This window comes from Xanthobacter sp. SG618 (assembly GCF_012932745.1).
Lineage (GTDB): Bacteria > Pseudomonadota > Alphaproteobacteria > Rhizobiales > Xanthobacteraceae > Xanthobacter > Xanthobacter flavus.
Map to the genome: position 1 here is coordinate 327,486 of NZ_JABBHL010000005.1, position 26,511 is coordinate 353,996.

The 26,511-nt window shown below is 68.9% G+C and carries 28 protein-coding genes; 16 read left to right on the top strand and 12 right to left on the bottom strand.

Annotated features, from left to right (window positions below; all coding sequences use genetic code 11):
- Positions 1-5 precede the first annotated feature (5 nt).
- The 5 genes from ybeY to FHT36_RS16025 all read right to left on the bottom strand — a co-directional run bounded on the left by ybeY (position 6) and on the right by FHT36_RS16025 (position 5,020).
- A complete protein-coding gene (gene ybeY, locus FHT36_RS16005) occupies positions 6-527 on the bottom strand; it encodes an rRNA maturation RNase YbeY (protein ID WP_169123476.1) in 522 nt (173 codons plus the stop codon).
- A gap of 3 nt (positions 528-530) precedes the next feature.
- Positions 531-1,574, bottom strand: a complete 1,044-nt coding sequence (locus FHT36_RS16010) for a PhoH family protein (protein ID WP_169123558.1) — start codon at positions 1,572-1,574, stop codon at positions 531-533.
- 86 nt (positions 1,575-1,660) lie between these two features.
- Positions 1,661-3,049 carry a tRNA (N6-isopentenyl adenosine(37)-C2)-methylthiotransferase MiaB gene (gene miaB / locus FHT36_RS16015; RefSeq protein WP_169123477.1) on the bottom strand — a complete coding sequence of 463 codons (1,389 nt, stop codon included), beginning with the start codon at positions 3,047-3,049 and terminating at the stop codon, positions 1,661-1,663.
- A gap of 136 nt (positions 3,050-3,185) precedes the next feature.
- Entirely contained in the window at positions 3,186-4,334 is a 1,149-nt protein-coding gene (gene queG / locus FHT36_RS16020; protein WP_169123559.1) for a tRNA epoxyqueuosine(34) reductase QueG, read from the bottom strand.
- Complete coding sequence (locus tag FHT36_RS16025) at positions 4,331-5,020, bottom strand: glutathione S-transferase family protein (RefSeq protein WP_169123478.1); 690 nt, start codon at positions 5,018-5,020, stop codon at positions 4,331-4,333. The genes queG and FHT36_RS16025 overlap by 4 nt, the downstream gene beginning before the upstream one ends.
- Positions 5,021-5,372: 352 nt before the next feature.
- Here FHT36_RS16025 and FHT36_RS16030 point away from each other — a divergent pair, with 352 nt between their 5' ends.
- On the top strand, positions 5,373-6,179 hold the full coding sequence (locus tag FHT36_RS16030; protein ID WP_169123479.1) for an undecaprenyl-diphosphate phosphatase: 807 nt from the start codon (positions 5,373-5,375) through the stop codon (positions 6,177-6,179).
- A 7-nt stretch (positions 6,180-6,186) separates the two neighbouring features.
- On the opposite strand, the gene FHT36_RS16035 is transcribed toward FHT36_RS16030, so the two are convergent.
- On the bottom strand, positions 6,187-6,381 hold the full coding sequence (locus FHT36_RS16035) for a DUF1674 domain-containing protein (RefSeq protein WP_169123480.1): 195 nt from the start codon (positions 6,379-6,381) through the stop codon (positions 6,187-6,189).
- 160 nt (positions 6,382-6,541) lie between these two features.
- On the opposite strand from FHT36_RS16035, the gene secB reads away from it, so the two are divergent.
- The 15 genes from secB (at position 6,542) to FHT36_RS16110 (ending at position 19,567) form a co-directional block, all read left to right on the top strand.
- Positions 6,542-7,021, top strand: a complete 480-nt coding sequence (gene secB, locus FHT36_RS16040; protein WP_168458696.1) for a protein-export chaperone SecB — start codon at positions 6,542-6,544, stop codon at positions 7,019-7,021.
- A 192-nt stretch (positions 7,022-7,213) separates the two neighbouring features.
- A complete protein-coding gene (locus tag FHT36_RS16045; RefSeq protein WP_169123481.1) occupies positions 7,214-8,824 on the top strand; it encodes a HAMP domain-containing sensor histidine kinase in 1,611 nt (536 codons plus the stop codon).
- Between the two features lie 88 nt (positions 8,825-8,912).
- On the top strand, positions 8,913-9,608 hold the full coding sequence (locus FHT36_RS16050) for a response regulator transcription factor (protein ID WP_168458698.1): 696 nt from the start codon (positions 8,913-8,915) through the stop codon (positions 9,606-9,608).
- 155 nt (positions 9,609-9,763) lie between these two features.
- On the top strand, positions 9,764-9,841 hold the full coding sequence (pqqA, locus tag FHT36_RS24940) for a pyrroloquinoline quinone precursor peptide PqqA (RefSeq protein WP_081437156.1): 78 nt from the start codon (positions 9,764-9,766) through the stop codon (positions 9,839-9,841).
- A gap of 50 nt (positions 9,842-9,891) precedes the next feature.
- Positions 9,892-10,791: a pyrroloquinoline quinone biosynthesis protein PqqB gene (gene pqqB / locus FHT36_RS16060; protein WP_169123482.1), complete on the top strand. Its 900-nt coding sequence runs from the start codon at positions 9,892-9,894 to the stop codon at positions 10,789-10,791.
- The gene (pqqC, locus tag FHT36_RS16065; protein WP_169123483.1) at positions 10,788-11,609 is read left to right on the top strand and encodes a pyrroloquinoline-quinone synthase PqqC; all 822 of its coding nucleotides are present in this window, start codon (positions 10,788-10,790) and stop codon (positions 11,607-11,609) included. The genes pqqB and pqqC overlap by 4 nt, the downstream gene beginning before the upstream one ends.
- A 1-nt stretch (position 11,610) precedes the next feature.
- Positions 11,611-11,886, top strand: a complete 276-nt coding sequence (pqqD, locus tag FHT36_RS16070; RefSeq protein WP_169123484.1) for a pyrroloquinoline quinone biosynthesis peptide chaperone PqqD — start codon at positions 11,611-11,613, stop codon at positions 11,884-11,886.
- Complete coding sequence (gene pqqE, locus FHT36_RS16075) at positions 11,883-13,064, top strand: pyrroloquinoline quinone biosynthesis protein PqqE (RefSeq protein ID WP_169123485.1); 1,182 nt, start codon at positions 11,883-11,885, stop codon at positions 13,062-13,064. The genes pqqD and pqqE overlap by 4 nt, the downstream gene beginning before the upstream one ends.
- Positions 13,061-13,780: a hypothetical protein gene (locus tag FHT36_RS16080; protein WP_169123486.1), complete on the top strand. Its 720-nt coding sequence runs from the start codon at positions 13,061-13,063 to the stop codon at positions 13,778-13,780. Before pqqE ends, FHT36_RS16080 begins: the two co-directional genes overlap by 4 nt.
- Positions 13,761-14,114 (top strand): hypothetical protein, encoded by a 354-nt coding sequence (locus tag FHT36_RS16085; RefSeq protein ID WP_169123487.1) that lies wholly within the window; start codon positions 13,761-13,763, stop codon positions 14,112-14,114. The genes FHT36_RS16080 and FHT36_RS16085 overlap by 20 nt, the downstream gene beginning before the upstream one ends.
- Before the next feature lie 324 nt (positions 14,115-14,438).
- Positions 14,439-15,752 carry a formylmethanofuran dehydrogenase gene (locus tag FHT36_RS16090; protein WP_169123488.1) on the top strand — a complete coding sequence of 438 codons (1,314 nt, stop codon included), beginning with the start codon at positions 14,439-14,441 and terminating at the stop codon, positions 15,750-15,752.
- Entirely contained in the window at positions 15,749-17,398 is a 1,650-nt protein-coding gene (locus FHT36_RS16095; protein WP_169123489.1) for a formylmethanofuran dehydrogenase subunit A, read from the top strand. The genes FHT36_RS16090 and FHT36_RS16095 overlap by 4 nt, the downstream gene beginning before the upstream one ends.
- Positions 17,395-18,327: a formylmethanofuran--tetrahydromethanopterin N-formyltransferase gene (fhcD, locus tag FHT36_RS16100; RefSeq protein ID WP_169123490.1), complete on the top strand. Its 933-nt coding sequence runs from the start codon at positions 17,395-17,397 to the stop codon at positions 18,325-18,327. The genes FHT36_RS16095 and fhcD overlap by 4 nt, the downstream gene beginning before the upstream one ends.
- Positions 18,324-19,130: a formylmethanofuran dehydrogenase subunit C gene (locus FHT36_RS16105; RefSeq protein WP_169123491.1), complete on the top strand. Its 807-nt coding sequence runs from the start codon at positions 18,324-18,326 to the stop codon at positions 19,128-19,130. Before fhcD ends, FHT36_RS16105 begins: the two co-directional genes overlap by 4 nt.
- A 44-nt stretch (positions 19,131-19,174) precedes the next feature.
- Positions 19,175-19,567, top strand: a complete 393-nt coding sequence (locus FHT36_RS16110) for a cytochrome c family protein (RefSeq protein WP_169123492.1) — start codon at positions 19,175-19,177, stop codon at positions 19,565-19,567.
- A gap of 12 nt (positions 19,568-19,579) precedes the next feature.
- Here the strand turns inward: FHT36_RS16110 and FHT36_RS16115 are convergent, their stop codons facing one another.
- The 6 genes from FHT36_RS16115 to aceB form a co-directional block, all read right to left on the bottom strand.
- Positions 19,580-20,599 carry a hydantoinase/oxoprolinase family protein gene (locus tag FHT36_RS16115; RefSeq protein WP_169123493.1) on the bottom strand — a complete coding sequence of 340 codons (1,020 nt, stop codon included), beginning with the start codon at positions 20,597-20,599 and terminating at the stop codon, positions 19,580-19,582.
- The gene (locus FHT36_RS16120) at positions 20,596-21,546 is read right to left on the bottom strand and encodes an ATP-grasp domain-containing protein (RefSeq protein ID WP_246702261.1); all 951 of its coding nucleotides are present in this window, start codon (positions 21,544-21,546) and stop codon (positions 20,596-20,598) included. Before FHT36_RS16120 ends, FHT36_RS16115 begins: the two co-directional genes overlap by 4 nt.
- An 18-nt stretch (positions 21,547-21,564) precedes the next feature.
- Positions 21,565-22,461, bottom strand: a complete 897-nt coding sequence (locus FHT36_RS16125) for a RimK family alpha-L-glutamate ligase (RefSeq protein ID WP_169123494.1) — start codon at positions 22,459-22,461, stop codon at positions 21,565-21,567.
- Between the two features lies 1 nt (position 22,462).
- Positions 22,463-23,473, bottom strand: a complete 1,011-nt coding sequence (gene mch / locus FHT36_RS16130) for a methenyltetrahydromethanopterin cyclohydrolase (RefSeq protein ID WP_169123495.1) — start codon at positions 23,471-23,473, stop codon at positions 22,463-22,465.
- Positions 23,474-23,564: 91 nt separating this feature from the next.
- The gene (locus FHT36_RS16135; protein WP_169123496.1) at positions 23,565-24,467 is read right to left on the bottom strand and encodes an NAD(P)-dependent methylenetetrahydromethanopterin dehydrogenase; all 903 of its coding nucleotides are present in this window, start codon (positions 24,465-24,467) and stop codon (positions 23,565-23,567) included.
- A gap of 339 nt (positions 24,468-24,806) precedes the next feature.
- Complete coding sequence (gene aceB / locus FHT36_RS16140) at positions 24,807-26,417, bottom strand: malate synthase A (protein WP_169123497.1); 1,611 nt, start codon at positions 26,415-26,417, stop codon at positions 24,807-24,809.
- Positions 26,418-26,511 lie beyond the last annotated feature (94 nt).

A 26,511-nucleotide genomic window follows, 5' to 3' on the forward strand; every position in this document is an offset into this window, starting at 1 on the left:
GCACGTCAGTCCTGGGGCAGGCCATAGGGATCAGCGATCCCCAGGCCCGCGAGGATGTCGCGCTCGAGCGCCTCCATTTCCTCTGCTTCGTTATCTTCGAGATGGTCGTAGCCCATGAGGTGCAACGTTCCGTGCACCACCAGATGGGCGAGATGATCGGCCGGCGCCTTGCCCTCAGTCTCGGCTTCGCGGCTGAGCGTCTCCAGCGCGACGATGATGTCGCCGAGAGGCTGGGGGGCGTCGATGTCGTCGGGCAGGTCCGGCTGGGGGAAGGACAGGACGTTGGTCGCCTTGTCCATGTCCCGCCAGTCGCGGTTGAGCACGCGGATGCGCGCGTCGTCGGTGAGGGTAATGGCCACCTCGCACGGCTCGGGCACGTCCTCGGCGCAGGCGGCCAGCGCCGCCCGGCAGGCCCGGATGGCGACGGCCTCGGCGTCCGCGATGACGGACCAGCCTTCGGCCTCGACCGCGACGTCGATGTCCGCGTCGATCTCGGTAACCTGCGCGACGGGGGCGGGCGCGGCCATGGCTCAGCTCCCGGCCTTGCCGGCGAGGCGGGCCGAGGCCGCCTCGATCTTGGCCGCGTCGAGCCTCTCGTAGGCGGAGACGATGCGCTGCACCAGCTCGTGGCGCACCACGTCCTCGGCCTTGAAATGGCAGATGCCGACGCCCTCGACGCCCTCCAGCAGCCGCACGGCTTCCGCAAGGCCGGACACCTGCCCGCCGGGCAGGTCGGTCTGGCTCGGGTCGCCGGTGACGATCATGTGGGAGTTCTCGCCCAGGCGGGTGAGGAACATCTTCATCTGCATGGAGGTGGCGTTCTGCGCCTCGTCCAGGATCACGGCGGCGTTGGAGAGGGTGCGGCCGCGCATGAAGGCGAGCGGCGCGATCTCGATCTCGCCGGACTGCAGCGCCCGCTCCACGAAGGGGCGATCCATGAGGTCATAGAGCGCGTCGTAGATGGGGCGCAGATAGGGGTCCACCTTCTCCTTCATGTCGCCGGGCAGGAAGCCGAGGCGCTCGCCGGCCTCGACGGCCGGGCGGGAGAGGATGATCTTGTCCACCATCCGCCGCTCCAGCAGATGGACGGCGTAGGCCACCGCGAGCCAGGTCTTGCCGGTGCCGGCGGGGCCGTTGCCGAACACCAAAGTGTGCCGCTTCAGCGCGCGGATATAGGCGTCCTGCGCGGCGGTGCGGGCGCGCACCGGTCGGCGTCGCAGATGGATCTCGTCGAAAGACTGGCGCTGCTCGGCCGGGTCGAAGTCGAACAGCGAGCCCTGCGAGGTGACCTCGCGGATGGCACCGTCCACGTCGCCCTGGCTGATGTCGCGACCCTTGCGCAGCGCCTCGTACAGGTGCTCCAGCACGGCGCGGGCCTGCTCGCAGGCATCGCGCGCGCCTTCCAGCGTCACGTGGTTGCCGCGCGAATCCGCCTTCACCCCCAGCTTTCGCTCGATGAGGGCGAGATTGCGGCCGTAATGGCCGAACAGCTGGGTCGCGAGCCGGTTGTCGTCGAAGGCCAGCACCACATGGGCGGCCGGAGGCTCGTCCGGATCGGCCCAGGGGGCCGTCACCGCCGCACGGGCGGGACCGGGGGAAGCCTGCGGCGCGGAGGCCGCCAGGGGACGATCACGGTTGTCGCTGCCGGATCTGCGCAAGCTCAGGCCTCCATGGCCGCAAGCGGCCGGGACAAAGCGGGGGAAAGGGGTGTCTCGGCGGGAACGCCGGCGAGGCTGTTCGGGCCGACATCGGTGATGGTGACGGTGAGAAGCTCGCCGATGCCGGCGGGCGGATCGTTCACCACCACGCTCTGAAGGTAAGGCGAGCGGCCGATGAGCTGGCCCGGCTGGCGGCCGGGCTTTTCCAGCAGGATATCGAAGGTGCGGCCACGGCAGGCGGCGTCGAAGGCCGACTTGGAGGCTTCCAGCAGCTTCTGCAGCTCGGCGAGGCGTTCGGTCTTCACCTCTTCCGCCACCTGCGCGTCATGCTCGGCTGCGGGCGTGCCGGGGCGGGAACTGTATTTGAAGGAATAGGCGCTGGCGAAGCCCACTTCACGCACCAGGTCGAGCGTGTCCTCGAAGTCGCGGTCCGTCTCGCCCGGGAAGCCAACGATGAAGTCGGAGGAGAGGGCGAGGTCCGGCCGCGCGTCGCGCATCTTCTCGATGAGCGAGAGGAACAGGTCGCGGCCGTGCTTGCGGTTCATGGCCGCGAGAATGCGGTCGGAGCCGGACTGCACGGGCAGGTGCAGATAGGGCATCAGCTGCGGCAGGTCGCGGTGGGCGGCGATGAGGTCGTCACCCATGTCGCGCGGATGGGAGGTAGTGTAGCGCAGCCGCGCCAGCCCCTTCATCTCGGCGAGGCGCTCCATGAGCCGCGCGAGGCTCCACACCTTGCCGTCCGGCCCCTCGCCATGGAAGGCGTTGACGTTCTGGCCGATGAGGGTGATCTCGCGCACGCCCTGATCGAGGAGGCGGGCGGCCTCGTCGAGAATCTTCGTCACCGGGCGGGAGACCTCGGCGCCGCGGGTGTAGGGCACCACGCAGAAGGTGCAGAACTTGTCGCAGCCCTCCTGCACCGTCACGAAGGCTGCCGGCCCGCGGGAGCGGGTGGCGGCGCGGGTGGGTGCAGGCAGGTGATCGAACTTGTCCTCGGCGGGAAATTCGGTGTCCACCACCCGCTTGCCGGCCTTCGCCTCGGCCAGAAGCTCGGGCAGGCGATGGTAGCTCTGGGGGCCGACCACCACGTCCACCACCGGCGCGCGGCGCATGATTTCCGCGCCTTCGGCCTGGGCGACGCAGCCGGCGACGGCGATCATGGTGTCGGAGCCGGCTTCCTGCTTCTGCTTCCTGAGGCGCCCGAGCTCGGAATAGACCTTCTCGGCGGCCTTCTCGCGGATATGGCAGGTGTTCAGGATCACAAGGTCGGCCTCGGCCGGGTCCTGCGTCTCCACGAAGCCCTCGCGTGCCAGAGTATCCGCCATACGATGGGAATCGTAGACGTTCATCTGGCAGCCGAAGGACTTCACATAAAGCTTGCGGGGCTCGTGCATGTCGCCTGTTCTGTCGCCGTCGATCTTCGCGTGTGGGCGCGACGCGATCGTGACGCCAGCTCTTGTCGCCCCCTTCATGGTCCCGTGAGCCTTTGATCCTACCGGCAAACCTGGCCGATGGAAACAGCGGCGGGTCTCACGCCCCGGAAGTAACTGCGATCCACTCGTTTGATACCCCGGTATCCGTCTCCGCCGAGCCCCGCTCGGCCGCCAGACGAGCGACCATCGAAGGGTCCGCCAGCCGCCCCAGCGCCCACACCGCAGCACCTCTTACCACAGCGGATTCATCCGCCAGACGCGCCTCCACCAGCGGCAGCAGCGCGGCATCCCCGGAATTGCCAATGGCGATCAGCACATTGCGCACGAACCGGTCACGCCCCACCCGCTTAATCGGGCTTTTCGGGAATCGGGCGCGGAAGGCGGCGTCGTCCAATGCCACCAGTTCCGCCAACGGCGGGGCATCGTTCTCCGCCCGCGCGGCGAGTTTCGCTTCCTGGCCCATTTGCGCGAACTTGTTCCAGGGGCAGGCGGCGAGGCAGTCGTCGCAGCCATAGATGCGGTTGCCCATGAGCGGGCGCAGCTCGGCCGGGATCGGCCCCTTGTGCTCGATGGTGAGGTAGGAGATGCAGCGCCGCGCATCGATGACATAGGGCGCGGGAAACGCCGCGGTCGGGCAGGCATCGAGACAGGCGCGGCAGGAGCCGCAATGGTCTTTCTCCGGCGCGTCCGGCTTAAGCTCCAATGTCGTCGCGATGGCGCCGAGGAACAGCCAGGAGCCGAACTCCCGCGAGACGAGATTGGTGTGCCGCCCCTGCCAGCCCAGCCCCGCCGCGGCGGCGAGCGGCTTCTCCATGAGCGGCGCGGTATCCACGAACACCTTCACATCCGCAGTGACGCCGCGCCGGCCGGCCTCCGCCAGCAGCGCGCGGGCGACGCGCTTGAGCTTCGGCTTGATGATGTCGTGATAGTCCTCGGCCCGCGCATAGACCGAGATGGCGCCTGCACTTTTCTGCGCGAGTACCGCGCGGGGATCTTCGGAAGGGCCGTAGTTAAGGCCGAGCAGGATGACGCTGCGCATGTCCGGCCACAGCGTTCGGGGATCGGCGCGGCGGTCCAGCGTCTCGGCCATCCAGCCCATGTCGCCGTATGCGCCATCGGCGACCCAGGTGCGGAGCCGTTCCCCGGCGGGCGCACCAGCCTCGGGCCGGGCGATGCCGACGGCATCGAACCCTTCCTCATGGGCGAGGCGGCGGACGATCTCCTCCAGCCCGCCCGCGTCGGTCAGAAATCGAGGTCCGCGTAGGTCTTGGAGGGGGGCATTCCCGGGATGCTCTCGGTGAGCAGGGCGCGGAAGGTCGGGCGCGACTTGATCCGCGCGTACCAGTCCCTCGCGTGCTCGTCCTCGTCCCACGGTACATCGCCCAGATAATCGGCCACCGAGAGATGCGCGGCGGCGGCAAGGTCGGCCTGGCTTAGCCTCTCGCCGGCGAGCCATTTGCGCGCCTTGGCCAGCCAGCCGATGTATTTTAGATGATATCGCAGATTGGCGCGCGCCATGCGCAGCGAGGTGGCATCCGGCGAACCGCCGCCCTGCTCGCGCGACATGTAGCGCTTGTGGATGCGCTCGCGCACCAGCGGCTCGGTCGATTCGACATACATCTTCTCGTTGAACCACTGGGTCAGCCGGCGCACCTCCACGCGGCCGGCCGGGTCCTCCGGAAGAAGCCGGTGGGTGCCGAGGGCGAGACCCCGGGTCTCATCGAGATATTCGGCGATGATGAAGGCGCCCGGCACCGAGGCCGCCATCTCCTCCACGATCACCGGCGTCTCCCCCGACGGATTGAGCGCCAGGAAGCCCGGCCGTCGCTCCCACACGCGCTCCTCCACCAGCTCCGGCTCCAGGCCGTACTCGGCGAGCAGCAGGCGGACGAATCGGGAATGGGGGCAAAAGGGATGATGATGCAGATACATGGGCCGATTTCGCCGGGGGTCGAAGGGAGGGGGCGAGGCACCCGGCGTCCCATATGATTAGGGGCCGAACCTTTCCGATTGGTTCCTCGCTGCTGCACCGCGGGCCGGGCATCGTTTGCGCTGGCATTTCGCAGTTCAATCATGGTGATCGAAGGGTTAACGATGCCGCGAGGGCTTTTGCCGCCTGCCCTTGAGGTATTTTCCGGGTTGTTGCGATGCGGCCACAGCGTGGCTGGAAACGCGCGGCGGCCACAGAGGCAGCCCTGCCGCAGGGGCGCGCCACGTTGCACCCGCGAAGGCAAGCGGAGAGGATGGCGCCTGTCTTGCTCCCGCCTCCCGGATTTTCTCACCCATGACTCTCGGCGATATGCTCGAAGCGCTCGTCCTCGGCCTACTGGAAGGGCTGACGGAATTCATCCCCGTCTCGTCCACTGCCCATATCCTGCTTGCCGGGCACTTCCTCGGCTTCGAGAGCAACGGCCACACCTTCGAGGTGCTGATCCAGCTCGGCGCCGTGCTCGCCATCCTCACCGTCTATTTCCAGCGCTTCCTGCGCGTCGCCCAGCAACTGCCCACAAATCCGGGCGCGCGGCGCTTCGTCATCGGCGTGCTCATCGCCTTCCTGCCGGCGGCGGTGATCGGCGCCGCGGCGCACGGCTTCATCAAGAGCGTGCTGTTCGAGACACCCGCGCTCATCTGCGGCACACTCATCTTCGGCGGCATCATCCTGCTGTTCATCGACAAGGTGGTGCCGCAGCCGCGCTACAACAACGCCATGGGCCTGCCCTGGCACGTCGCGCTCATCATCGGCTTCTTCCAGTGCCTCGCCATGATCCCGGGCATGTCGCGCTCCGGCTCGACCATCGTCGGCGCCATGCTGATGGGCGTGGACAAGCGGGCGGCGGCGGAATTTTCCTTCTTCCTCGCCTTGCCCACCATGTTCGGCGCGTTCGCCTACGACCTCTTCAAGAACCGCAACAACCTCTCGATGGACGATGGCCTGCTCATCGTCATCGGCTTCGTGGCGGCGTTCTGCGCGGCGGTGGTGGTGGTGAAGTCGCTGCTCGATTTCGTGTCGAAGCACGGCTATGCGCCGTTCGGCTGGTGGCGCATCGCGGTGGGCATCGCCGGCCTCATCGGCCTCGCACTGGTCGGCTGAGCCGCCCTCAGAAGTCGGTGGCGATGCCGCCGACTTCCCAATCGCCGTAACGCACCGGCTCCGGGCCGTCGCGGCCGTTGATCTCCTTCGGCCGGTCCTTCAGCGCGGCGTCCATGGCCGCCCGCCGGGCCTCGGCTTCGGCCAGCGCACGCTTCGCCGCCTCGCTCAGGGGCTTGCGCGGCTCTGTCTTGTCCTCGTCCATGGTCCCGTCTCCAAACTCGTCGCGAGGCATCCTCCGGTTGAAGACCGGCCTACCTCACCCGTCCGCATCCTTGCACCCGCGGCGGAAAGCGTGCTAGCAGCGCCGCGCTTTCCGGTCGTGCCCGCGGGGCCGGCCCAACACCCCATGGATGGAGATGCGCATGGCCTCGCAGAATGGCGGCCCCAACCCGAATGCGGCGCCGTCGCTGAACGTGCTCGCGCAGTATATCAAGGATTTCTCCTTCGAGAATCCGAACGCGCCGCGCTCCCTCGCCGCTCCCCCGGCCCAGCCCGACGTCAGCATCCAGATCCATGTCAACGCCAAGCCGGGCGGCAACGGTGAGTTCGAGGTCGAGCTGAAGATCGACGGCGGCGCGAGCGTCGAGGGCAACACCCTGTTCGCCTTCGAGCTGGTCTATGCCGGCGTGTTCCGCATCCTCAACATTCCCGAGCAGAGCCTGCAGCCGGTGGTGCTCATCGAGTGCCCGCGCCTGCTCTTCCCGTTCGCCCGCCAGATCATCGCCGACGCGGTGCGCAACGGCGGCTTCCCGCCCCTGATGATCGATCCGGTGGACTTCGCCGCGCTCTATCAGCAGCGCCTGCAGGCGGAAGCCGAGCGTCTCCAGGCCGGCCAGGCCTGAGCCTCGCGCTGACCTGATCTTCGACAGAGCCCGCCGCCGCAGCGCCAGACGCCTGCGGCGGCGGGCTTTTTCTTTTCCGCCCCATTTTCTGACGGCGGCGTTTTGCCCGTGTCTCCTCCATGTGGCAGGCTCCGCCGCGCCGGAGCGCGACCAATGTGGCGCGCCACAGGCGGGAGGCAGGCCGGCGGGGCGATGCGATCCATCCGTTTCAAGCTGGCCGCGCTGGCGGGCGCTACGGCGATTCTCGCGGTGCTTGCGGGCGTCAGCGTGCTGATCGCCCTGCGCGCCGTGGACGGGGCGCTTGAGGCGGCAGTCTCCGCCCAGCAGCGCCTCGACGTGCTGACCGAGATCTCGGCCCGCCTCTCCGACTTCGGCCTCGCCGCCATCGCCGCCACCGAGAGCCCCACCGCGAGCGCCGGACGGCTTGAGGACGCGCGCTCCCGCGTCTCGGCCCTGCTTGAGGCGTCCACCGTGAAGGCGGTGCAGGCGGCTCCCGATGCATCGAGCGGCCTGAGGCCGCAGGAACGCCTGCTGGCCCGTCTCAGGGCGGACTTCATCTCCCTCGACCGGCAGATCACCGCCGCGACCCGTGACCCGGACACCATGCGCCGGGGCGACCGGGTGCGTGGCTCCCTCAACGCCTTCGCCGCCTCGGCCGGCCCGACGCTTTCCCTGCTGGTGGAAAGCGAGCGCCGCGGGGTCACGGCTGCGCGGGAGGAGGCGGTTGCGCTGGCGGACCGGCTGCGGATCGGCGCGGTGGCCATCGCGCTCGCGGTGTTCGCCGCGGCACTGGTGCTGTATCGCGCGCTGGCCCAGCCGCTGCTCGGCCGGCTGAAGGAGATCGACCGGGCGGCCGCAGCCATCGGCCGCGGCGACCTGTCTGCCCGGCTCGCCATCGGTCAGCGCGATGAACTCGGCGTCCTGATGGCCCGCTTCAACCGCATGGCCGCCCTGCTGGCGCGCCGCGAACGGAAAGTGGCTCAGGACCGGGCGGAGCTGGAAAAGACCATCGCCGATCGCACCGCGGATCTCACCGAGGCCAACGCGCGTCTCGGCGCCATCGATGCCTCCCGGCGCCGCTTCTTCACCGATGTGAGCCACGAACTGCGCACCCCGCTCACCGTCATCATCGGCGAATGCGACGTCACTCAGCGCGCTCCGGCCATACCGGAGACGCTGAGCCGCTCGGTGCTGACCACCATCCGCAAGCGCGCCGGCATGCTCCACCGCCGGGTGGAGGACATGTTGCGGGTCGCCCGCTCCGAGAGTGGTGAGATCGAGCTGGTGTTCCAGGACACGCCCCTCGCCCCCCTCCTGGCCGATGCCGTGGCAGGGCTGGAGCCGGTGGCGCGGCGGCAGAGCGTGGCTTTGGTGCTCCACGCACCGGAGCCGGGGCTCCTCGTGCATGCGGATCGCGAATGGCTGCGGCAGGTGGTGGAAGGGCTCATCGACAACGCCCTGCGCCATGGCCGGCCGCTCACCCGCGTCACGGTTTCGGTCGACCACGGCGCGGACGCGGAAGCACAAGCGGTCGACATCGTCAGCATCACCGACGACGGGTGCGGCATTCCGCCCGAGGCCCGGACCCGCCTGTTCGAGCGGTTCGCGCGGGGCGGGCCGCTTGGCGGCGCCGAGGGTTTCGGCCTCGGGCTCGCTCTCGCCGATTGGGTGGTGACGCGGCACGGCGGACGTATCACACTGGAGGACGGGGAGAAGGGCGGCACCCGGGTGGCGATCGCGCTGCCGCAGGCCGCTGCAGCCGCGCCGAGCGAGCCCGCAGCCGAGTCCGGCCCGACCGTGTGACCGGCCGGCCGGCGCATCGGCATTCCCCGCCCCTATCCCGCGGGCCGCCAGATGGCCCAGGACCGCCCGAACGGGCACAGGAGGAACCATGAACATCCTGGTGGTGGAAGACGACAGCGATATCGGCGCCATGCTGAGCCGCGGCCTCTCCGCCGAGGGGTTCGACGTGACCGTGGTGGGACGGGCCGACGAGGCCCTCGAGACGGCGCGCCAGTACAATCCCTGCGCCGTGGTGCTCGACATGATGCTGCCGGACGGCTCCGGCATCGACGTGTGCCGGGCGCTGCGCAGCGCTGGCCATTCCGGCCCCATCCTGTTCCTCAGCGCCAAGGACGAGGTCCACGATCGCGCCGAAGGCCTCGGCGCCGGGGCGGACGACTACATCGTCAAGCCGTTCGTGTTCGGCGAGTTGGTGGCGCGGCTGCGCACCCATCTCCTGCATCGCCTCGGCGAAAGCCATGCGGACCGCGTCATGGCGGGCCGGCTGGTGCTCGATCCCTCCACCCGCACCGCGAAGTTCGGCGAAGTGCATGTCCGCCTCACCGAGCGCGAGGCCGATCTTCTGGCGCTGCTCATGGCCAGTCCCAACCGTCCCATCGCTCGGGGCGAGATCTTCGACCGGCTCTGGGCCAGCCAGGGCGGCGCGTCGCTCAACGTGGTGGACGTCTATGTGGGCTACCTGCGCACCAAGCTTGCGCCGGTGGGGCGCGCCGGCGGCCCCCAGGTCGCGACTGTGCGGGGGCGCGGCTTCATGCTCGACCTCTCCGCACCGTCAGCTCACTGATGATCTCTAGAAGTATTGCAATGCAGCAAAAGATTTCACTTGCGGGAACCGATTCGGCTGCCAATATTTGAATCCGTTGTAGCGAAAAACCTCGCTACTTCAATTTCTTATGATCTTCTTATGAGGGTTGTGAGAGAACTCAGGAGGAAACCATCATGCGCTGGAACAAGCCCCAGGTTTGCGAAGTCTGCGTCGGCATGGAAGTCACCGCTTACCTGCCGGCCGATTTCTGATCGACCCAGGTCGGGAGCCGCGAACGATTGGCAGGAGCGTCCGTCGCATCATGCAGGTGATCGTTCTCGGTTCAGCGGCCGGCGGCGGCGTTCCCCAGTGGAACTGCCGCTGTCCGGTGTGCCAACTGGCATGGAAGGGTGATCCACGGGTCACGCCCCGAACCCAGTCGAGCATCGCCGTCTCGGAGGACGGCGCCTCGTGGGTGCTCCTCAACGCTTCGCCCGATCTTCGGGCCCAGATCGCCGCGACCCGGGCGCTTCAGCCTCGGGTGGATGGCCGCGACAGCCCCATTCGCGCCGTCGTCCTCACCAATGGTGACGTGGACCACATAGCCGGTTTGCTGACGCTGCGGGAGCAGCAGGCGTTCGAGGTGTACGGCACGGCCGACACGCTCGCGCTGATCGAGCAGAATCAGGTCTTCGACGTGGTTTCCAAGGCGCTGGTGCGCCGGGAGCCGGTTTCGTTCGAAGTGCCGTTCTCGCCGGTTCCGGGGCTGACCATGGAATTCTTCACCGTCCCCGGGAAGGTGCCGCTCTGGCGCGAGGATGCCTCCCTCGTCATCGGCGAGGAATCCGGCTCGACTGTGGGTGTAACCATCACCTCGGCCGGTAGCCGCCTCGTCTACGTGCCCGGCTGCGCCGCCGTGACGGACGCCCTGCGTCAGCGCATCTCGGGCGCCGACCTCCTGTTCTTCGACGGCACGCTCTATCGCGACGACGAGATGATCGCGGCCGGGATCGGAACCAAGACAGGTGCCCGCATGGGACACCTCTCCATGTCCGGCGCGGACGGCACGGTGGCGCTGCTCGCCGACCTGCCGGTGGCGCGCCGGGTGTTCATCCATATCAACAACACCAATCCCGCGCTGATCGATGGCTCCGAAGAGCACCGCGCCATGGAAGCGGCTGGCTGGACCGTCGCCCGGGACGGAATGGAGTTTTCCCTATGAGCGCGCAAGCCGCCGTCCGTGTGCTGGCCGAGGCAGCCGACCTTCCTGCCGATTTCCCTTCCCTGCCCTCGCCGCTGGAGCCGCTGTCGCCCGAGGGTCTGGAGGCAGCGCTGCGCGCCGTGGGCGCCACTCGCTATCACAACCTCCACCCCTTCCATAAGCTGCTGCATTCCGGCCGGCTGAACCGGGATCAGGTGCGCGCCTGGGCACTCAACCGCTACTGCTACCAGTCCGCCATCCCCCGCAAGGATGCGGCCCTGATGGCGCGCTGCGACGACCGCGAGCTGCGCCGGGAATGGCTGCACCGCATCACCGACCATGACGGCTTCGGCGAGGATTCGGGGGGCATCGAGCGCTGGCTGGTGCTCACCGACGGCCTCGGCCTCGACCGGGCCTACGTGGTCTCCAAGGACGGGGCCCTGCCCGCCACCAAGTTCGCGGTGGAGGCCTATGTGCGCTTCGTCGCCGAGAACACGCTGCTGGAGGCGGTGGCCTCTTCGCTCACCGAGCTGTTCGCGCCGGGCATCCACGCCGAGCGCATCTCGGGCATGCTGGAGCACTACGACTTCATCAACGAGAAGGTCGTCGCCTATTTCCGCCGCCGCCTCGACCAGGCGCCGAAGGATGCCGACTTCGCCCTTGAATATGTGAAGCAGCACGCCCGCACGGCCGCCGAGCAGCGCGCTGTCATCCGCGCCCTCACCTTCAAGACCGAGGTGCTCTGGGCGCAGCTGGATGCGCTCTATCTCGCCTATGTGGCGCCGGGCTGGCCCGCGCCGGGTGCCTGGCGACCGGGCGTCGCCATCGTCGGGGAATGAGATGCGCGCCGAGGAAACCGACGTCCCGCGCCTGCCGCGGGGCGTGAAACTCAAGTTCGATCAGGTGCGGTCCCGCCATGTGCTTCTGGCGCCGGAGCGCGCCTTCGACATCGACGAGACCGCCGCCGCCGTGCTGGAGCTGGTCGACGGCCAGCGCACCTGTGGACAGATCGTGGATGCCCTCGCCGCGCGTTACGACGAGAAGCGCGAGGTCATCGCCGACGATGTCCGCGACATGATCGGCAGCCTCATCGCGCGCCGGGTGATCGAGACATGAGCGAGATCGCGACCGTTGCCCGCAAGGAAGTGAGCGAAGGGACCCGCCCCGAGGCGGCGCCTTCGGTCGGCCACCCCATCGGCATCCTCGCCGAGCTGACCCATCGCTGCCCGCTGCGCTGCCCCTATTGCTCGAATCCGCTGGAACTGGAGCGCCGCGAGGCGGAACTCGACACCGCCACCTGGAAGCGGGTGCTGAGCGAGGCCGCCGCGCTGGGTATCCTCCACGTCCATCTCTCCGGCGGCGAACCGACCGCCCGGCCGGACCTTGTGGAGCTGACCGCCCACTGCGCCGCGGAGGGGCTCTACACCAACCTCATCACCTCCGGCATCGGCCGCGCCTCCGGCATGATCGACGCCCTGTCGGAGGCTGGGCTCGACCATGTGCAGCTTTCGGTGCAGGGGGCGAGTGCCGAGACCGGCGACCGCATCGGTGGCTACAAGGGCGGCCATGCGGCGAAGCTGGAATTCGCCCGGAAGGTCACGGACCTCGGCCTGCCGCTGACGCTCAATGCCGTCATCCATCGCGGCAACATCCATGAGGTGGAGGACATCATCGCCCTCGCGGTGGCGCTGAAGGCCCGCCGGCTGGAGGTGGCGCACACCCAGTATTACGGCTGGGCCTATGTGAACCGGGCCGCGCTGATGCCGGCGCGGCCGGACGTGGATGGCTCGGTGGCGCTGGTGGAGGAGGCGCGCCGGCGCCTCGAGGGCATTCTCGTCATCGACATGGTGATCCCGGACTATTACGCCCGCTATCCCAAGCCCTGCTCGGGCGGCTGGGGCCGGCGGACGCTGAACGTCACCCCCACCGGCCGGGTGCTGCCCTGCCATGCGGCGGAAAGCATCCCGAACCTCGAATTCTGGTCGGTGCGCGACCGCGCGCTCGGCGACATCTGGCGGTCTTCGCCGGCCTTCAACGCCTTCCGCGGCACCGACTGGATGCGCGAGCCGTGCCGCAGCTGCGACCGACGCGAGATGGATTTCGGCGGCTGCCGCTGCCAGGCCATGGCGCTGGTGGGCGACGCGGCGGCGACCGACCCGGCCTGCTCGCTCTCGCCCTTCCATGCCCGCGTCGAGGCGCTGGCGACGGAGGAGGCGGCGGCTGTCGCGCCGGACTATCTCTATCGCACCATCGGCGGAGCGCCCGCGAAGGCGCCCGAAGGAGCCGCATCGTGAGCCTGCGTCGCGCGTTGGGCCTCTGGCTCGTTCTCATGGCGGCCCTGTTCTCGGGCGGCGCTCTCGTCATGCCCCAGGCGGCGAGCGGGGCCGAGGCTCAGGCTGCCTCCCAACAGGCGACCCCGGATGAGGCGACGCTGCTGTTCGAGGATCCGCAGCTGGCCAACACCAAGGCGGGCCAGACGCTCACCTACAAATATTCCCGCAAGGTGGCGGATCCGGAACTCGGCGCGAGCTTCGATGATCGCGTGGTGCTGACGATCGAGGCGAGCGCCAACGGCGGCGACGCCCGCGACGTCAGGGTGGATTTCTTTACGCCCGAGCGCCATCACGCCGCCGGTCCGTTCGAGGGCGTGACGACCAATCCCATGCTGCTCCTGTTCCTGGAGAACCATCTCGGGGACCTTTCCGGCCGGCTCAAGGGCAATCCGCGCTATTTCAAGACCGCCATCCGCACCGCCTTGCGCGACGCCGCCACCGTGACCGCTGCCGATCTCTCCGTGGGCGGCCAGACGGTGAAGGGCTGGCGCGTGACGGTGATGCCGTTCAAGGGCGATCCCAATGCCGTGCGCATGCGGGGGCTCGATACCCTCGCCTATACGTTCGAGGTGTCGCCGGAGGTGCCGGGCCAGATCGTGCGCCTGGCCATCAAGGCTGACGCGCCAGGGGGCACCCTGTGGGAGGAGAGCATCGCCTATGATCCGACGAGCCATTGAGGCCGGCGCCCTGCTGCTCGCCCTCGGCGGGGCGGCGGTGGCAGCGACCCCCAGCGACAACGACTATCCCACCTCCGCCCGCGTCGATTACGTCTTCGGCTGCATGGCGGCCAACGGCCAGAGCCGGGAGGCCATGGCCCGGTGTTCCTGCTCGGTGGACACCCTCGCCTCGATCATTCCCTACGACCACTATGTCGCGGCCGAGACGATCCTTTCCATGCGGCAGGGGGTGGGCCAGGCGGCCAATATCTTCCGCAACACGCCCCAATATGACGACACGATTGCAGAACTGCGCCGGGCGCAGGCTGAAGCAGAAATCACCTGCTTCAAGTAGAGCGATTTCGCGTCGCACAAATCATTCTCGCAGGCGCCGCACAAGTGACGGGTTTTCGGCCCCGCTTCGCTGTGTTAGCTTCCCCGCCAAGAACAGACGCATGGCGCACGGATTTTTCCGAAGCGCACTGCAACGACAAGCGGGCAACCGCCGCGGCGTCTTGATTGGGTCCGTCAATCCCCAAGGCAAAGCCATGGCCAGTTACCGCTTGAGTTCCGTTCTCTCTCCACTTGTCCCACGTTCTGGAGCCGGCTTCGCGCCGCCGCGCGCCCTTTGCCTGCCGGCCTTGCCGCGCGGCATCTCTTCCGCGCAGGGGTGAGCCTCATGTCATCGGGTGAAACGACCGAAGCCGGTGCTCCCCGCATCGTGCGGGACGTGGTGTGCGGCTTTTGCGGCCTCGGCTGCGACGACATCGAGGTGGCCGTCGCTGGCCGCGTGGTGACCCCGCGCAAGGCCTGCGCCGATGCCGCCCGCTTGCTGGCGCGCGGCGATGTGCCTCCGCCCTCTCCGCGCGTCAATGGCGCGCCGGCCAGCCTCGTCGAGGCGGCCTCCGCCGCGGCCTCCCATCTGAAGGCGGCGCGGTCCTCCGTCTTCTCCGGCCTCGGCGCCGATCTCGAAGGGCACCGGCGGCTCTACGATATCGCCATGGTGGTGGGGGCGAGCATCGACCATTCCGCGTCCGGCGGCCTGTTCGCCAATCTCGACCGCCTCGCCCGCCGCGGCTGGATCGCCGCGACCCTCGCCGAGGTGCGCAACCGGTGCGACCTGATGGTGGTGTTCGGCGATGATCCCGCCGCGAGCTTCGGCCGCCTGTTCGAGCGCATCATGCCGGTGCGCAAGGGCGAAGGCGGTGACGCCGCCCCCCTGTTCGCGCCTTCCGGCCGGCGTGTGGTGATGATCGGCGCGCCGTTCTCCGACGCGTCGCGCAAGGTCCTCGCCGGCCATGAGCTGAGCGAGATCCTGCTGCCGCCCGAGCAGGTTGCCACCGCCGCCGCGCTGCTGGCGTCGGCCCTGGCGGGCCGTGACATCGGCGCCGTGGACGTGCTCCCCGGCACGGCCGGCGCCTCGCTGGCGGAGCTTGCCGACCTGCTCCGCGCCGCGCGCTACAGCGTCTTCACCTGGAACGCCGCGACCCTGCCGCAGGCAGATGCCGCCGCCGTCGCCGGCTCGGCTTCGGAGGCCGTGGACCTGTTGTCGCCGACCACCCGCGCCGCCGTGCTGCCCTTGGGCGGACGCGACAACGTCACCGGCGCCCACCAGCTCGCGCTCTGGCGCTTCGGCTATCCCCTGCGCACGGCGATCGGTGCCGGAACCGCACGCCATGCGCCCGATCTCTACGCCACCGCCGCGGCCCTGAAGGACGGCGACCTGCTGCTCCATGCCAGCGCCTTCCGGCCCGATCCACCGCCCGAATTCAGCGCCGGCCCGGTGATCGCCCTCGCCCATCCCGACACGTCTTTTGCCCGCGAGCCGGACGTGTTCATCCCCGTCGGTACGCCCGGCGTCGATCATCCGGGGCATGTCTTCCGCATGGACTCCGTCGTCTGCCTGCCGCTCCAGGGCCTGCGGCCCGCCGAGCTTCCGAGCCTCGCCGAGGCGGCCTCTGCCATCCTCGCCAATTTCGGGAGGGGCGCATGAGAACGCGCGTCACCGGCGGGCGGGTCTTCGACCCCGCCAACGGCATCATTGATCAGGTCCGCGACGTGGTGATCGAGGACGGGCGCATCATCGCCGATCCCGGGCGGGGCGGTAGTGAGGAGGTGGTGAACGCCTCCGGCTGCATCGTGCTCGCCGGCGGCATCGACCTGCACAGCCACATCGCCGGCGGCAAGGTGAATCTCGGCCGCCTCCTCATGAACGAGGACCGTGCCCTCTTCCCCGAGCCCTTCGGCGATTTCTGCGGCTGCGGCGGCGGGCGCGCGGCACCGACCACCCACGCCACCGGCTGCCGCTATTCGCAGATGGGCTACACGGCGGTGTTCGAGCCGGCCGTGGTGGGCGCCAACGCCCGCCACGCGCACCTCGAGATGGCGGACATTCCGAACATCGACACCGGCGGCTTCCTGGTGCTCGGGAATGACGACTTTCTGCTGCGCCTCATCGCGATGGGCGAAGGCCAGCAGGCGATCAATGACTACGTGGCCTGGATGCTCAAGGCGACCCAGAGCTGCGCCATCAAGATTGTGAACCCGGGTGGCATCAACGCCTTCAAGTTCAACGGCCGCAATCTTGATCTGGACGAGGCCGGCCCGTTCTACGAGCTGACGCCCCGCCGCATCCTCAACACCCTGCAGCGGGCGGTGACAGAGCTGGGCGTGCCCCACCCCATCCACCTGCACGGCTGCAACCTCGGCATCCCCGGCAATGTGAAGACCACGCTCGCCACCATGGGTGCGACGGAGGGCTTCCCCCTCCACCTCACCCACATCCAGTTCCATTCCTACGGCACCGAGGGCGACCGGCACTTCTCCTCCGGCGCGGCCGAAATCGCGGAGGCGGTGAACGCCATGCCGCACATCTCGGTGGACGTGGGTCAGATCATGTTCGGCCAGACGGTGACCGCCTCGGCCGACCTCATGTCGCAGTACCGCAACCACAATATCGCCGATCCCAAGAAGTGGATCGGCATGGACATCGAGATGGATGCGGCCTGCGGCGTGGTGCCGTTCAACTATCGCGACACGTCCTTCGTGAACGCGCTGCAATGGGCCATCGGGCTGGAACTGTTCCTGCTCATCGAGGATCCCTGGCGGGTCTACCTGACCACGGACCATCCCAATGGTGGGCCCTTCACCTCCTACCCGCACCTCATCCGCCTGCTGATGGACAAGCCGTTCCGCGACCATCACCTCAGGCAGATACACAAGGCGGCGCGGTCCCATACCCGGCTTGAAAGCATCTCCCGCGAGTACACGCTGGAGGAGATTACCGTCGTCACCCGCGCCGCTCCGGCCCGCACTTTGGGCCTCAAGGATCGCGGCCATCTCGGCCCCGGCGCGCGGGCGGATGTGGTGCTCTATGAGGACCAGCCCGACCGGGAAGCCATGTTCGCCCACCCGCGCATCGTGATGAAGGACGGCGAGGTGGTGGTGGTGAATGGCGAGATCGTCGCCCTCACCGAGGGGCGGACCTATGCGGTCCATCCCCCCTCCGACCCCTTGATGGACAAGAGGTTGGAACGCTGGTTCGACGAGGCCGTGGGCCTCAAATCAAGCCATTACCAGATCGCCGACGGGGAGATCCGTGGCGGTCAAGGCCCTGAGATCGTGGAGCTGAAGCCGTGAGCGCACCAGCCCCCTTCCTCATCAACGGCGTCGAGATCCGCGACAGCTTTGCCGAGGCGTTTCCCATGGCGGGAACGCGCCTCATCATCACGGCCGATACGCCGCGCTGGGCGCACACCGCTGCCGCCAGCCTCACCGGGTTCGCCACCTCGGTGATCGGCTGCGGTTGTGAGGCGGCTATCGAACGCGAAATTCCGGCTGACGAAACGCCTGACGGCCGGCCCGGCTATGCCGTGCTCATCTTCGCCATGTCCCTCAAGGATCTGAAGAAGATCGTGCCGCTCCGGGCCGGGCAGTGCGTGCTCACCTCGCCCACCTCGGCCCTCTATTCCGGCCTGGAAGGCGGCTCCGCCGTCCCGCTCGGGAAGGCGCTGCGCTATTTCGGCGACGGCCACCAGATGTCGAAAAACCTCGGCGGCAGCAGGATCTGGCGCATTCCGGTGATGGAGGGCGAGTTCGTCTGCGACGAGATCGTCGGCTCCACGGCGGCGGCGGTGGGCGGCGGCAACTTCCTGATCCTCGCCCGCTCGCGCCCGGCGGCGCTGGCGGCGGCGGAGGCGGCGGTGGCGGCCATGGGGCAGGTGCGCGGGGCCATCATGCCCTTCCCAGGCGGGGTGGTGCGCTCCGGCTCCAAGGTCGGCTCCAAATATGCCGGCCTGATCGCCTCCTCGAACGACGCCTATTGCCCGACACTGCGGGGCATCGCCAAAACTGCTTTGCCGGCTGAAGTTGAGAGCGTGCTGGAGATCGTCATCGACGGCCTCAGCGAGGGCGAGGTGGCGGATAGCATGCGCGCGGGCATCACGGCGGTGTGTGGCCGTGGCGCCGCGGGCGGGGTGGTGGCGGTGGATGCCGGCAATTACGGCGGCAACCTCGGTCCCTTCCATTTCAAGCTGCATCAACTGATGGCGCAGGAGGCGGGACGATGAGTGGCTTCCGCCTGACATTGAAGGCCGCGCTTTCCGCGCGGGTTGACGCATCCAGCCTTCTTCCCGCGGCCCTCTCGGGGGCGAGCGCAGCAGATGTCGCCGCGCGCACGGTACCGTTCGGCACGGGCGTCGCTTTGGTCGGTGATCTCTTTGAAATCACTGCCGGATCGGACGAAACCGTGGTCTTCTCCGGCGACTCCCGGCTGGACCATGTGGGGGCGGGCCTTGCCGACGGTGAGATCCGCGTCGAGGGCAGAGTCGGTGCGGCTGCCGGTGCGGGCATGAGCGGCGGCCGTCTGGTGATTTCCGGCGATGCCGGCGACGGGCTTGCAGCCGGCCTGACGGGCGGGCGGATCGAGGTTTTCGGTAGCGCCGGCAAGAATGTCGGTGGTCCGCGGCCGGGCGAGCGGCAGGGCATGCGGGGCGGGGTCGTCTCCGTTGCCGGCCGGGTGGGGGATGGCCTCGGCGCACGGTTGCGCGGTGGCCTGATCCTGGTGGGCGGCGATGCCGGGGCGGGTGCGGCGGATGGTCTGTTAGCCGGTACACTTGCCGTGGCGGGCCGGCTCGGTCCCGGTGCCGGACGTGGTATGAAGCGCGGCTCCATCCTCGTTTCCTCCGCGCCGGAGGCTCTGGCGCTTGGCTTTGCCGAGGCGGGACCGCAGGATTTCGTAGCCTTGAAGCTGCTGGCCCGGCGGGTGCCCGAGCTGGCCGCGCTGTTCGGAGGAACATTTTCCGGCCGGGCTTTGCGCCTTGTCGGCAACCGGTTGGCCGGCGGGGAAGGCGAAATTCTCGTCCTGAACTGAGCCGGCGAAATATCAGATCAAAAAACCAGAAGAGGAACGCCCCGATGCGCACAGTGTTCGTTTCCGCTCTCCTCCTCGCAGCCGCCACCGGCTCGGCCTATGCCGATCCGGATGTGGCCAAGGGCGAGACCGTTTTCAAGAAATGCATGGCCTGCCATGCCATTGGCCCGGATGCAAAGGTGAAGGTCGGCCCGCCCCTGAACGGCATCGTCGGTGCCAAGTGGGCGCATTTCGAGGGTTACGCCTATTCCCAGGACCTCAAGGATGGCGCCGCCGCCGGCAAGGTGTGGGACAACGCCACCCTGAACGACTATATCGAGAACCCCAAGCATCTGGCGCCCAAGGGGAAAATGGCGTTTGCCGGGGTGAAGAGCGAGCAGGAGCGGGCGGACCTCATCGCCTTCCTCGCCCAGTTCAAGCCTGACGGCAGCAAGTGACGATATAGCCGGCTAATTGAATGCGAGGCGCGCCACGGCCACGGCCGGGGCGCAGTCGGCGGCGAGGCCCGCGAGGCGGGTATCGCCAGCCAGCAGCAGGCCGGCATGGAGATAGGGCCGGCCCGCCCGTTGGGCCAGCCGCCCGACGAGAAAACGACCGACGCCTGCCCCGATCAGAGGGGCATCCGAGGCGACTCCCCCGGCGGATAAGACCTGCGCCAGCGCCATGTGAAGGCGGTGCATCTGCACCTCCGCTGCAGCCGCCGCGAGGGCTTTCGCCTCCTCCATCGTCGATGGCCCGAGGTCGCGCCCCACCATCCTCAAAAGCCTGCGAGCACTGGCGTCGCAGGTCTTGTCCCCGCCATCGGCGGCGGGGTGGAGGTCGGCTCCTTCGGGCAGTTCGCCGGTCAGCCTGTGGACGTCGGCCGTGGTGGCAAAATACTCCGCCATGAGGGGCACGAGCCGTCCACGAAACGGCAGGGCCTGCGTCAGCGCCATGACCGGCGTGCGGGCCGCGCCGGTATAGACCAGCTCCCCTGTCTCCAGCCGGGCGGCATCTGAATAGCCGCGAAAGCAAAGTTGCGAGCCGGCAAAGGGAATGAGGTCGGTGGTGGTCGATCCGATGTCCGCGAGGATTCCGTCGCCGGAGATGGCGGCCAGCGCCGCGGCGGTGGCGTGCCAGTTGGCGGAGGCGATGTCAGCGGTATTCAGATGGGCCTCGGAGAGACTGACAAACCCGGCCCGGCCGGCATAAATGCGGGTGTCAGGCCCCAGTATCACCCCCAGTTCAGTGGCGATATCGATGACGCCAGTTGCCCTGTCAGGCCACAGGTCGACAAGTTCGCCCGTCATCGTCACCACGGACCGGCCGGAGACGGGTGGCATGCTCGCCATCGCCTCCCGCAACCGGTCGAGACCCTGCCAGAGGGCACAGGGCGCGAGGTGGATGGATACCAGCGTGCCGTCCGCTCCCAGCACCGCCCTTTTGAGGTGGGCGCCGCCCACGTCCCAGCCGATCAGGAGGTCGCTCATGCCAGGGCCAGCTCCACGGTCGCGGGACGAAGGGGCGCCTCATCCGTTCCCGCCGCGAAAGCGGGGAGGAGGGTGGCGGGGTTGAGGCCCAGCGCCTGGCGGAGGCCGGCATAGGCGGTGGTGAGGCGGGGGTTGATCTCCACCACCACCGGCTCTGCCTTGGTCAGGATGATGTCGATGCCGATGAAGCCGTCGAGGCCTGGGCAGGCGGCGACCACCGCCCGCGCCAAGGCCGCCAGCCGGCCGTCGTCCGCCTGCGCGCCCACGGTGAGGCCGGACAGGGAGAGGCGGCCGTCGCGCACGGCGATGTGCTGGCGGTTCACGCAGAGGAGACGGGCCTCGCCCGCCACCACGAGGACGCTGAGGCTCGCCGCCTCGCCCGCCACATAAGGCTGGATCACCACGCCTTCCGTCGCCTCCGGGGCGGCCGGCACGCCGGCGGGCCAGAGGAAGGTGGCGTCGCAGCCGGCGCCGTCGTCCGGCTTGGTGATTCGGGCGCCGGGAATCTCGGGCGCGTCTGCCAAAGGGTAGGTGGGGATATGCGGCACGCCAGCCAGCGCGAGGCGGCGGGCGGTTTCCAGCTTGCTGGTGGCGATGAGGATGGCCTCGGGGGTGGAGGCCAGCACCGGCTTTCCGGTCGCCGCCAGCATCCGCACGAGATCGGCGAGGATGCCGCCGGTCTCCGGCGCCACCGGCCAGATGAGGTCCGCCTCATCCGCCAGCGTGCGCCACAGCACCCAGGCGCTGGCGTGGAGCCCGACGGGGATGGCGCCCGGGAGCGGCAGGCGTTCGTCGCAGGTGGTGAGGATCTCCGGCGGCGAGGGCAGCGCGGCGAGGTCGGCCAGCATGGCGTCGCGGATCAATGCGGCCTCGGCCGCGAGGCTCGGCGGCACCGTCTCGCGCCGCATCCCGCCCGCGGTCACATATTCCAGCACCAGAACGCGCATGATGGTCTCCGGCCCGGCTCAGGCGTTCACCGTCTCGCCCACGAGGCAGGCGGCCAGCGGCTCGGCCATGTTGCGGCCGGTGGCGTCGAACAGACCGTGCCAGGCCGGCATGGAATTCACCTCCAGCACCTTCAGCCGCCCCTCCGCATCGCGGATGAGATCGACGCCGGCATAGGTCGCGCCCACGGCCGCCGCGGCGCGCACCGCATAATCCGCCAGAAGCCCCTCGGCGGCCACCTCGGCGCCGGTCGCCCCCTGGTGGATGTTGGTGATCCAGCCCTTGGCCCGGCGCGCCATGGCCGCCTCGGCGCGGTTGCCCACCACGAATACGCGGAAATCCTCGTGGATGGCATCCGGCCCGCTCTGGGCCGGCGCCGCCACGAAGTCCTGCAGGTAATAGACCCCGCCCACCGCCTCGGGCTCGGGCAGCGCGCCCTTGGGGGCGATGCGCTCCAGCCCGCGCCCCTGCGCCCCGAACAGCGGCTTCAGCACGCTGTCGCCGGGGGCGGAATCCACCAGCATGCGGGCGGTGGCCGCCTCCTCCAGCACGAGGGTGCGGGGGGTGGGCAGGCCGGCATGGGCGAGCAGGAAGGTGGTGGCGCTCTTGTCCACGCAGCGCTCGATGGCGCGGGCATCGTTCATCACCCGCACCCCCAGTGCGGCCAGCGCGTGCAGCACGCCGAGCCGGTGGGTGATCTGCTCCAGCGTGCCGGCGGGCACCGAGCGCACGAAGCAGGCGTCCGGCAGATCGTCGCCGAAGCCGGGCAGCAGCAGGCCGTGCGCCGTCTCGCCCACGGCGAAGCCGCAGGCGCGCAGCGAGACGATGCGGGGCTTCACGCCCCGCACCTTCAGGGCAGCCACCAGCGAGCGGGTGTGCCAGTCCACCCGCTCGGCAAAGATCACGAACCCGGCCACCTCACACCCCGAAGGAGCGGGCGATGAGGTTGGCGTCGAAGCCGCCGGCGGTGAAGCTGGTGCCCTGCTCCATGGCCGTCACGGTGACGCGGGCCGGCGAGAACAGCAGCGGGTCCACCTTGTAGAAGTCGCAGTCATAGCCCGCGAAGATCTCGCCGAACGGCCGGCCATAGTCGCGCGAGGCCAGCGACGGCAGGCGCTTGGCCAGATCCTGCGCGGCCTCGGACGAGCCGCGCACGAAGAGCTGCACGTCGCCGCCATAGAGCACCGCATCGTTGGTACGGCCCATGGCCGTGAGGAAGTCCGGCGAGGGCGGTGCCACCGGGGCGGAGCCGATACCGTCGACGATGTGCTCCAGCGGGAAGTGGAGGGCGTGCGCCTTGTGCAGCGCCACTTCCAGCACGCGGGCGACGATCTGCACCGTGCCGGCCAGCGACGAGGTGGGGGTGAGGATGAAGGTGACGGCCGTGGGCGCGACACCGCAGCGGCTCGCCACCTCCTGAACCACCTCGGCGGGCGGGGTGACGCCGGTCTCCAGCACCAGAGCGACATGATCGCCCTGGTCGCGGCAGCCCAGCTCCGCGAACAGGGGCTCCACCGCCGCCATGGCCCGGCCGGGGCCGGAGCCGAGGGCGAAGAAGTCGCCGTGCGACAGGCTCCAGCCGGCATACTGGCTGGCAAGGCAGGCGGTGACGGGATCGGTGGTGGTGACGCTCACCAGCGTGTCGAAGGGCGAGAAGCGCCCGCCGGGCACGAGGGCCACCTTGCCGAGGCCGCCGAGGCAGATCTCGGCGATGCGCCGTCCGGCCTCCAGCGAGCCGGGCACCGAGATGCCGGCATCGACGATGCGGCAGCCGAGCGGGCCGGTGGAGACGGCGAGCCGCAGCTGCGTGGCGTCGGCCACCAGCGCCTCCACGAGGGGCGCGACCTGATGGGCGAGGCTGATGCCGCCGGGAAGGGGGGCGGGGTCGGCAGCAAGGGCTGCGGATGTGGTCGTCTGGGCTGAGGTCATGGCCGCACCTCTCGCGCGGGGCAAACGGCGGCGATCCCCGCGCAGCAGGCGCGGAGCCGGCGGGGAGAAGAAAGGATCGTGCGCATGGGGCTCAGGCGTCCAAGGTTCTGGCCAGCTCGAACACCACCGGCAGGTCGATGAAGAGTGGCGTCGTCGTCTCGCACATGCGCTTCAGCAGGGTGTGCTGGACGGCGTATTTGAGATTGCCGATGGCGAGCGCGCCGATGCCGATGCCGTGGGGCAACTGGGCCGCCGCATCATGGGCGCCGATGCCGGCGATGCCGGCGGGGGGAACGGCGTTCACGTCCGCCGCCACGATGAGGTTCTTCGCGGCCTCGAGGTGCGCGGCGTTGAGGATCTGAACGCCCGCCTTGCCGGTGGCGAGGATGACCTCGGCGGAGGGCACCAGCGCCGCCTTGTCCGCGTCGGTCACGGCGGCGGTGCAGGACACGTCGAGGCCGAAGCGGGTCTTGATGTCCCGCGCCTTCTCTTCCACCGCCGCGACCTCGCGATGGCTGACGAGGGTCACGTCGGCCCCGGCGTTCGCGGCGATCACCGCGGCCACCGAGCCGACCACGCCGGTGGCGCCGTAAATCTGCACCTTGGCGCCCTTGAGCCCGTCGGCGCGGACCTTCACCAGCGCCTGCTCCACCTTGGCGATCATGGCGGCGGCGGTGGTGAAGGAGCCGGCCGGATCGGGGAAGATGGAAATCTCGAAGGGCGGGAAGATGGAGGCCTTCGCCTCATTGGCCATGTCGAAGGCGAGCGCGGCATCCTTGCCGCCGATGAACAGGCCGGTGCGCGGCGCCGCCTGCGGTGCGCGCGAGAACATCATGTCCTGCGTCAGGTCGCGGACTTCCTCCAGCTTCACCCGCGAATATTGCGCGATGGTGAGATAGCCGGCGTCGGCCGCCATGTTCACGTCGAACGGGCTCACATGCGCGAGCGGCGTGACGATGTGGAGAATGGGGGGAATAGAGGCGGAATCCGCCATGGGTCAGCTCCGTGCCAAGGGAAACATAAGCGGGTGGCTTCGCCCCTAAGCTTCAGAGGAAGCTCAGGGAACGCCGCGGTTGTTTCCCCGCACGCAAGTCAATGGAGGGATTGTTTAATCATGTGGACTGCCGGCGCAAGCCCTGCCGTTTCCCACGCAGCAGGAATCGTTGCTGCGATGCGGAACGGGTTTTGCGCGGGAGGGCATGGCGCTGCGGCTTGCGCGTCGTTGCGCTGCGATGGCCTGCGACACGGACACGCGGACTTGAGGAGCACGCAAGTGTCATCGCCCGCACGGGGCGGGCGATGACGGCGGTGCGGGTGCCGGAAGGGAAAGCCCTCAGGCGATCAGGCGGTAGGCGGGCAGCGTGAGGAATTCCTCGAAGCTGTCGGCCAGCGTCATGTCGGAGAACAGCTTGATGGCCTCGGGGAAGCGGCCGGAATCATAGACTTCCGGCCCGAGCACCGAGCGCAGGTTCGCCATCTCGTCGTCCAGCAAGGCGCGGAACAGCTCGGGCGTCACCGCCCGGCCGTCATCCAGCGTCGCGCCGAGGTGGATCCACTGCCACACCTGCGCACGGCTGATCTCGGCGGTGGCCGCATCCTCCATGAGGTTGTAGAGCGGCACCGCGCCGCGACCGCGCAGCCATGCCTCGATGTACTGCACGCCGACGCGGATGTTCTCGCGCAGGCCGGCTTCCGAGCGGGTGCCGGTGTGCACTTCGAGCAGATCATCCCGGCTCACCGGCACGTCGCTCACCTTGGCGTCGCGCTGGTTGGCGGCGGGCATCAGGCGGTTGAACACCTCCATGGCCAGCGGCACGAGGTCGGGATGGGCCACCCAGGTGCCGTCGCAGCCGGAATTGGCCTCGCGCTCCTTGTCCGCCTTCACCTTGGCGAAGGCCGCGGCGTTGGCTTCCGGATCGCCCTTCACCGGGATCTGCGCGGCCATGCCGCCCATGGCGAAGGCGTTGCGGCGGTGGCAGGTGCGCACGAGGAGGATGCCGTAGGCCTTCAGGAAGGCCTCGCTCATCACCATGCGGCTGCGGTCGGGGGTGAGGAAGCGGTCGTTCTTCCCGAGGCGCTTGATGAAGGAGAAGATGTAGTCCCAGCGGCCGAGATTGAGACCGGCGATGTGGTCCTTCATCTCGAACAGGATCTCGTCCATCTCGAACACCGCGGGCAGCGTCTCGATGAGGACGGTGGCCTTGATGGTGCCGACGGGAAGGCCGAGCGCCTTCTGCGCGGCGACGAACACCTCGTTCCACAGCCGGGCCTCGAGATGGCTCTCGGTCTTCGGCAGGTAGAAATAGGGGCCGGAGCCCTGCGCCAGCGCCGCCTTGGCATTGTGGAAGACATAGAGGCCGAAGTCGAACAGCGCGCCGGAAATCTCCTCGCCGTCCACCAGCACATGGGCTTCCGGCAGGTGCCAGCCGCGCGGGCGGATGATGAGCACGGCCGGGGTGGCGCCGAGCTTGTAGGACTTGCCGTTGTTGGCGTCGACGAAGTCGATGGCGCCGGCCCAGCGGTCCTTCAGGTTGATCTGGCCCTCGATCATGTTCTCCCACACCGGGGAGGAGGCATCCTCGAAGTCCGCCATGAACACCTTGGCGCCGGAGTTCAGCGCGTTGACGATCATCTTGCGGTCCACCGGCCCGGTGATCTCGACGCGGCGGTCGAGCAGGTCGGCCGGCAGGTCGGCGATGGTCCAGTCGCCGTCACGCACCGCCTTGGTCTCGGGCAGGAAGTCGGGCAGCTCGCCGGCGTCGAACTTCACCTGCCGCTCGGTGCGGCGGGCGAGCAGGGCCTTGCGGGTGGGATTGAAGGCGCGGTGCAGGTCGGCGACGAAGGCCAGCGCCTCGGGGGTCAGGATCTCGTTGAAGCGGGGGCCGAGCGCGCCGGTGATCTCGATGCCCGCGGCCGGGGCAGTCTTCAGGGCAGGGGACGACATGATGTCGGGTCTCCTTGTGTGAAGCCTGAAGCGCGTGGCGTCGCCGCAGGCGGGAACCGTCCCGAGGCCGTGGCAGGCCCCGGGGCGGGATGGA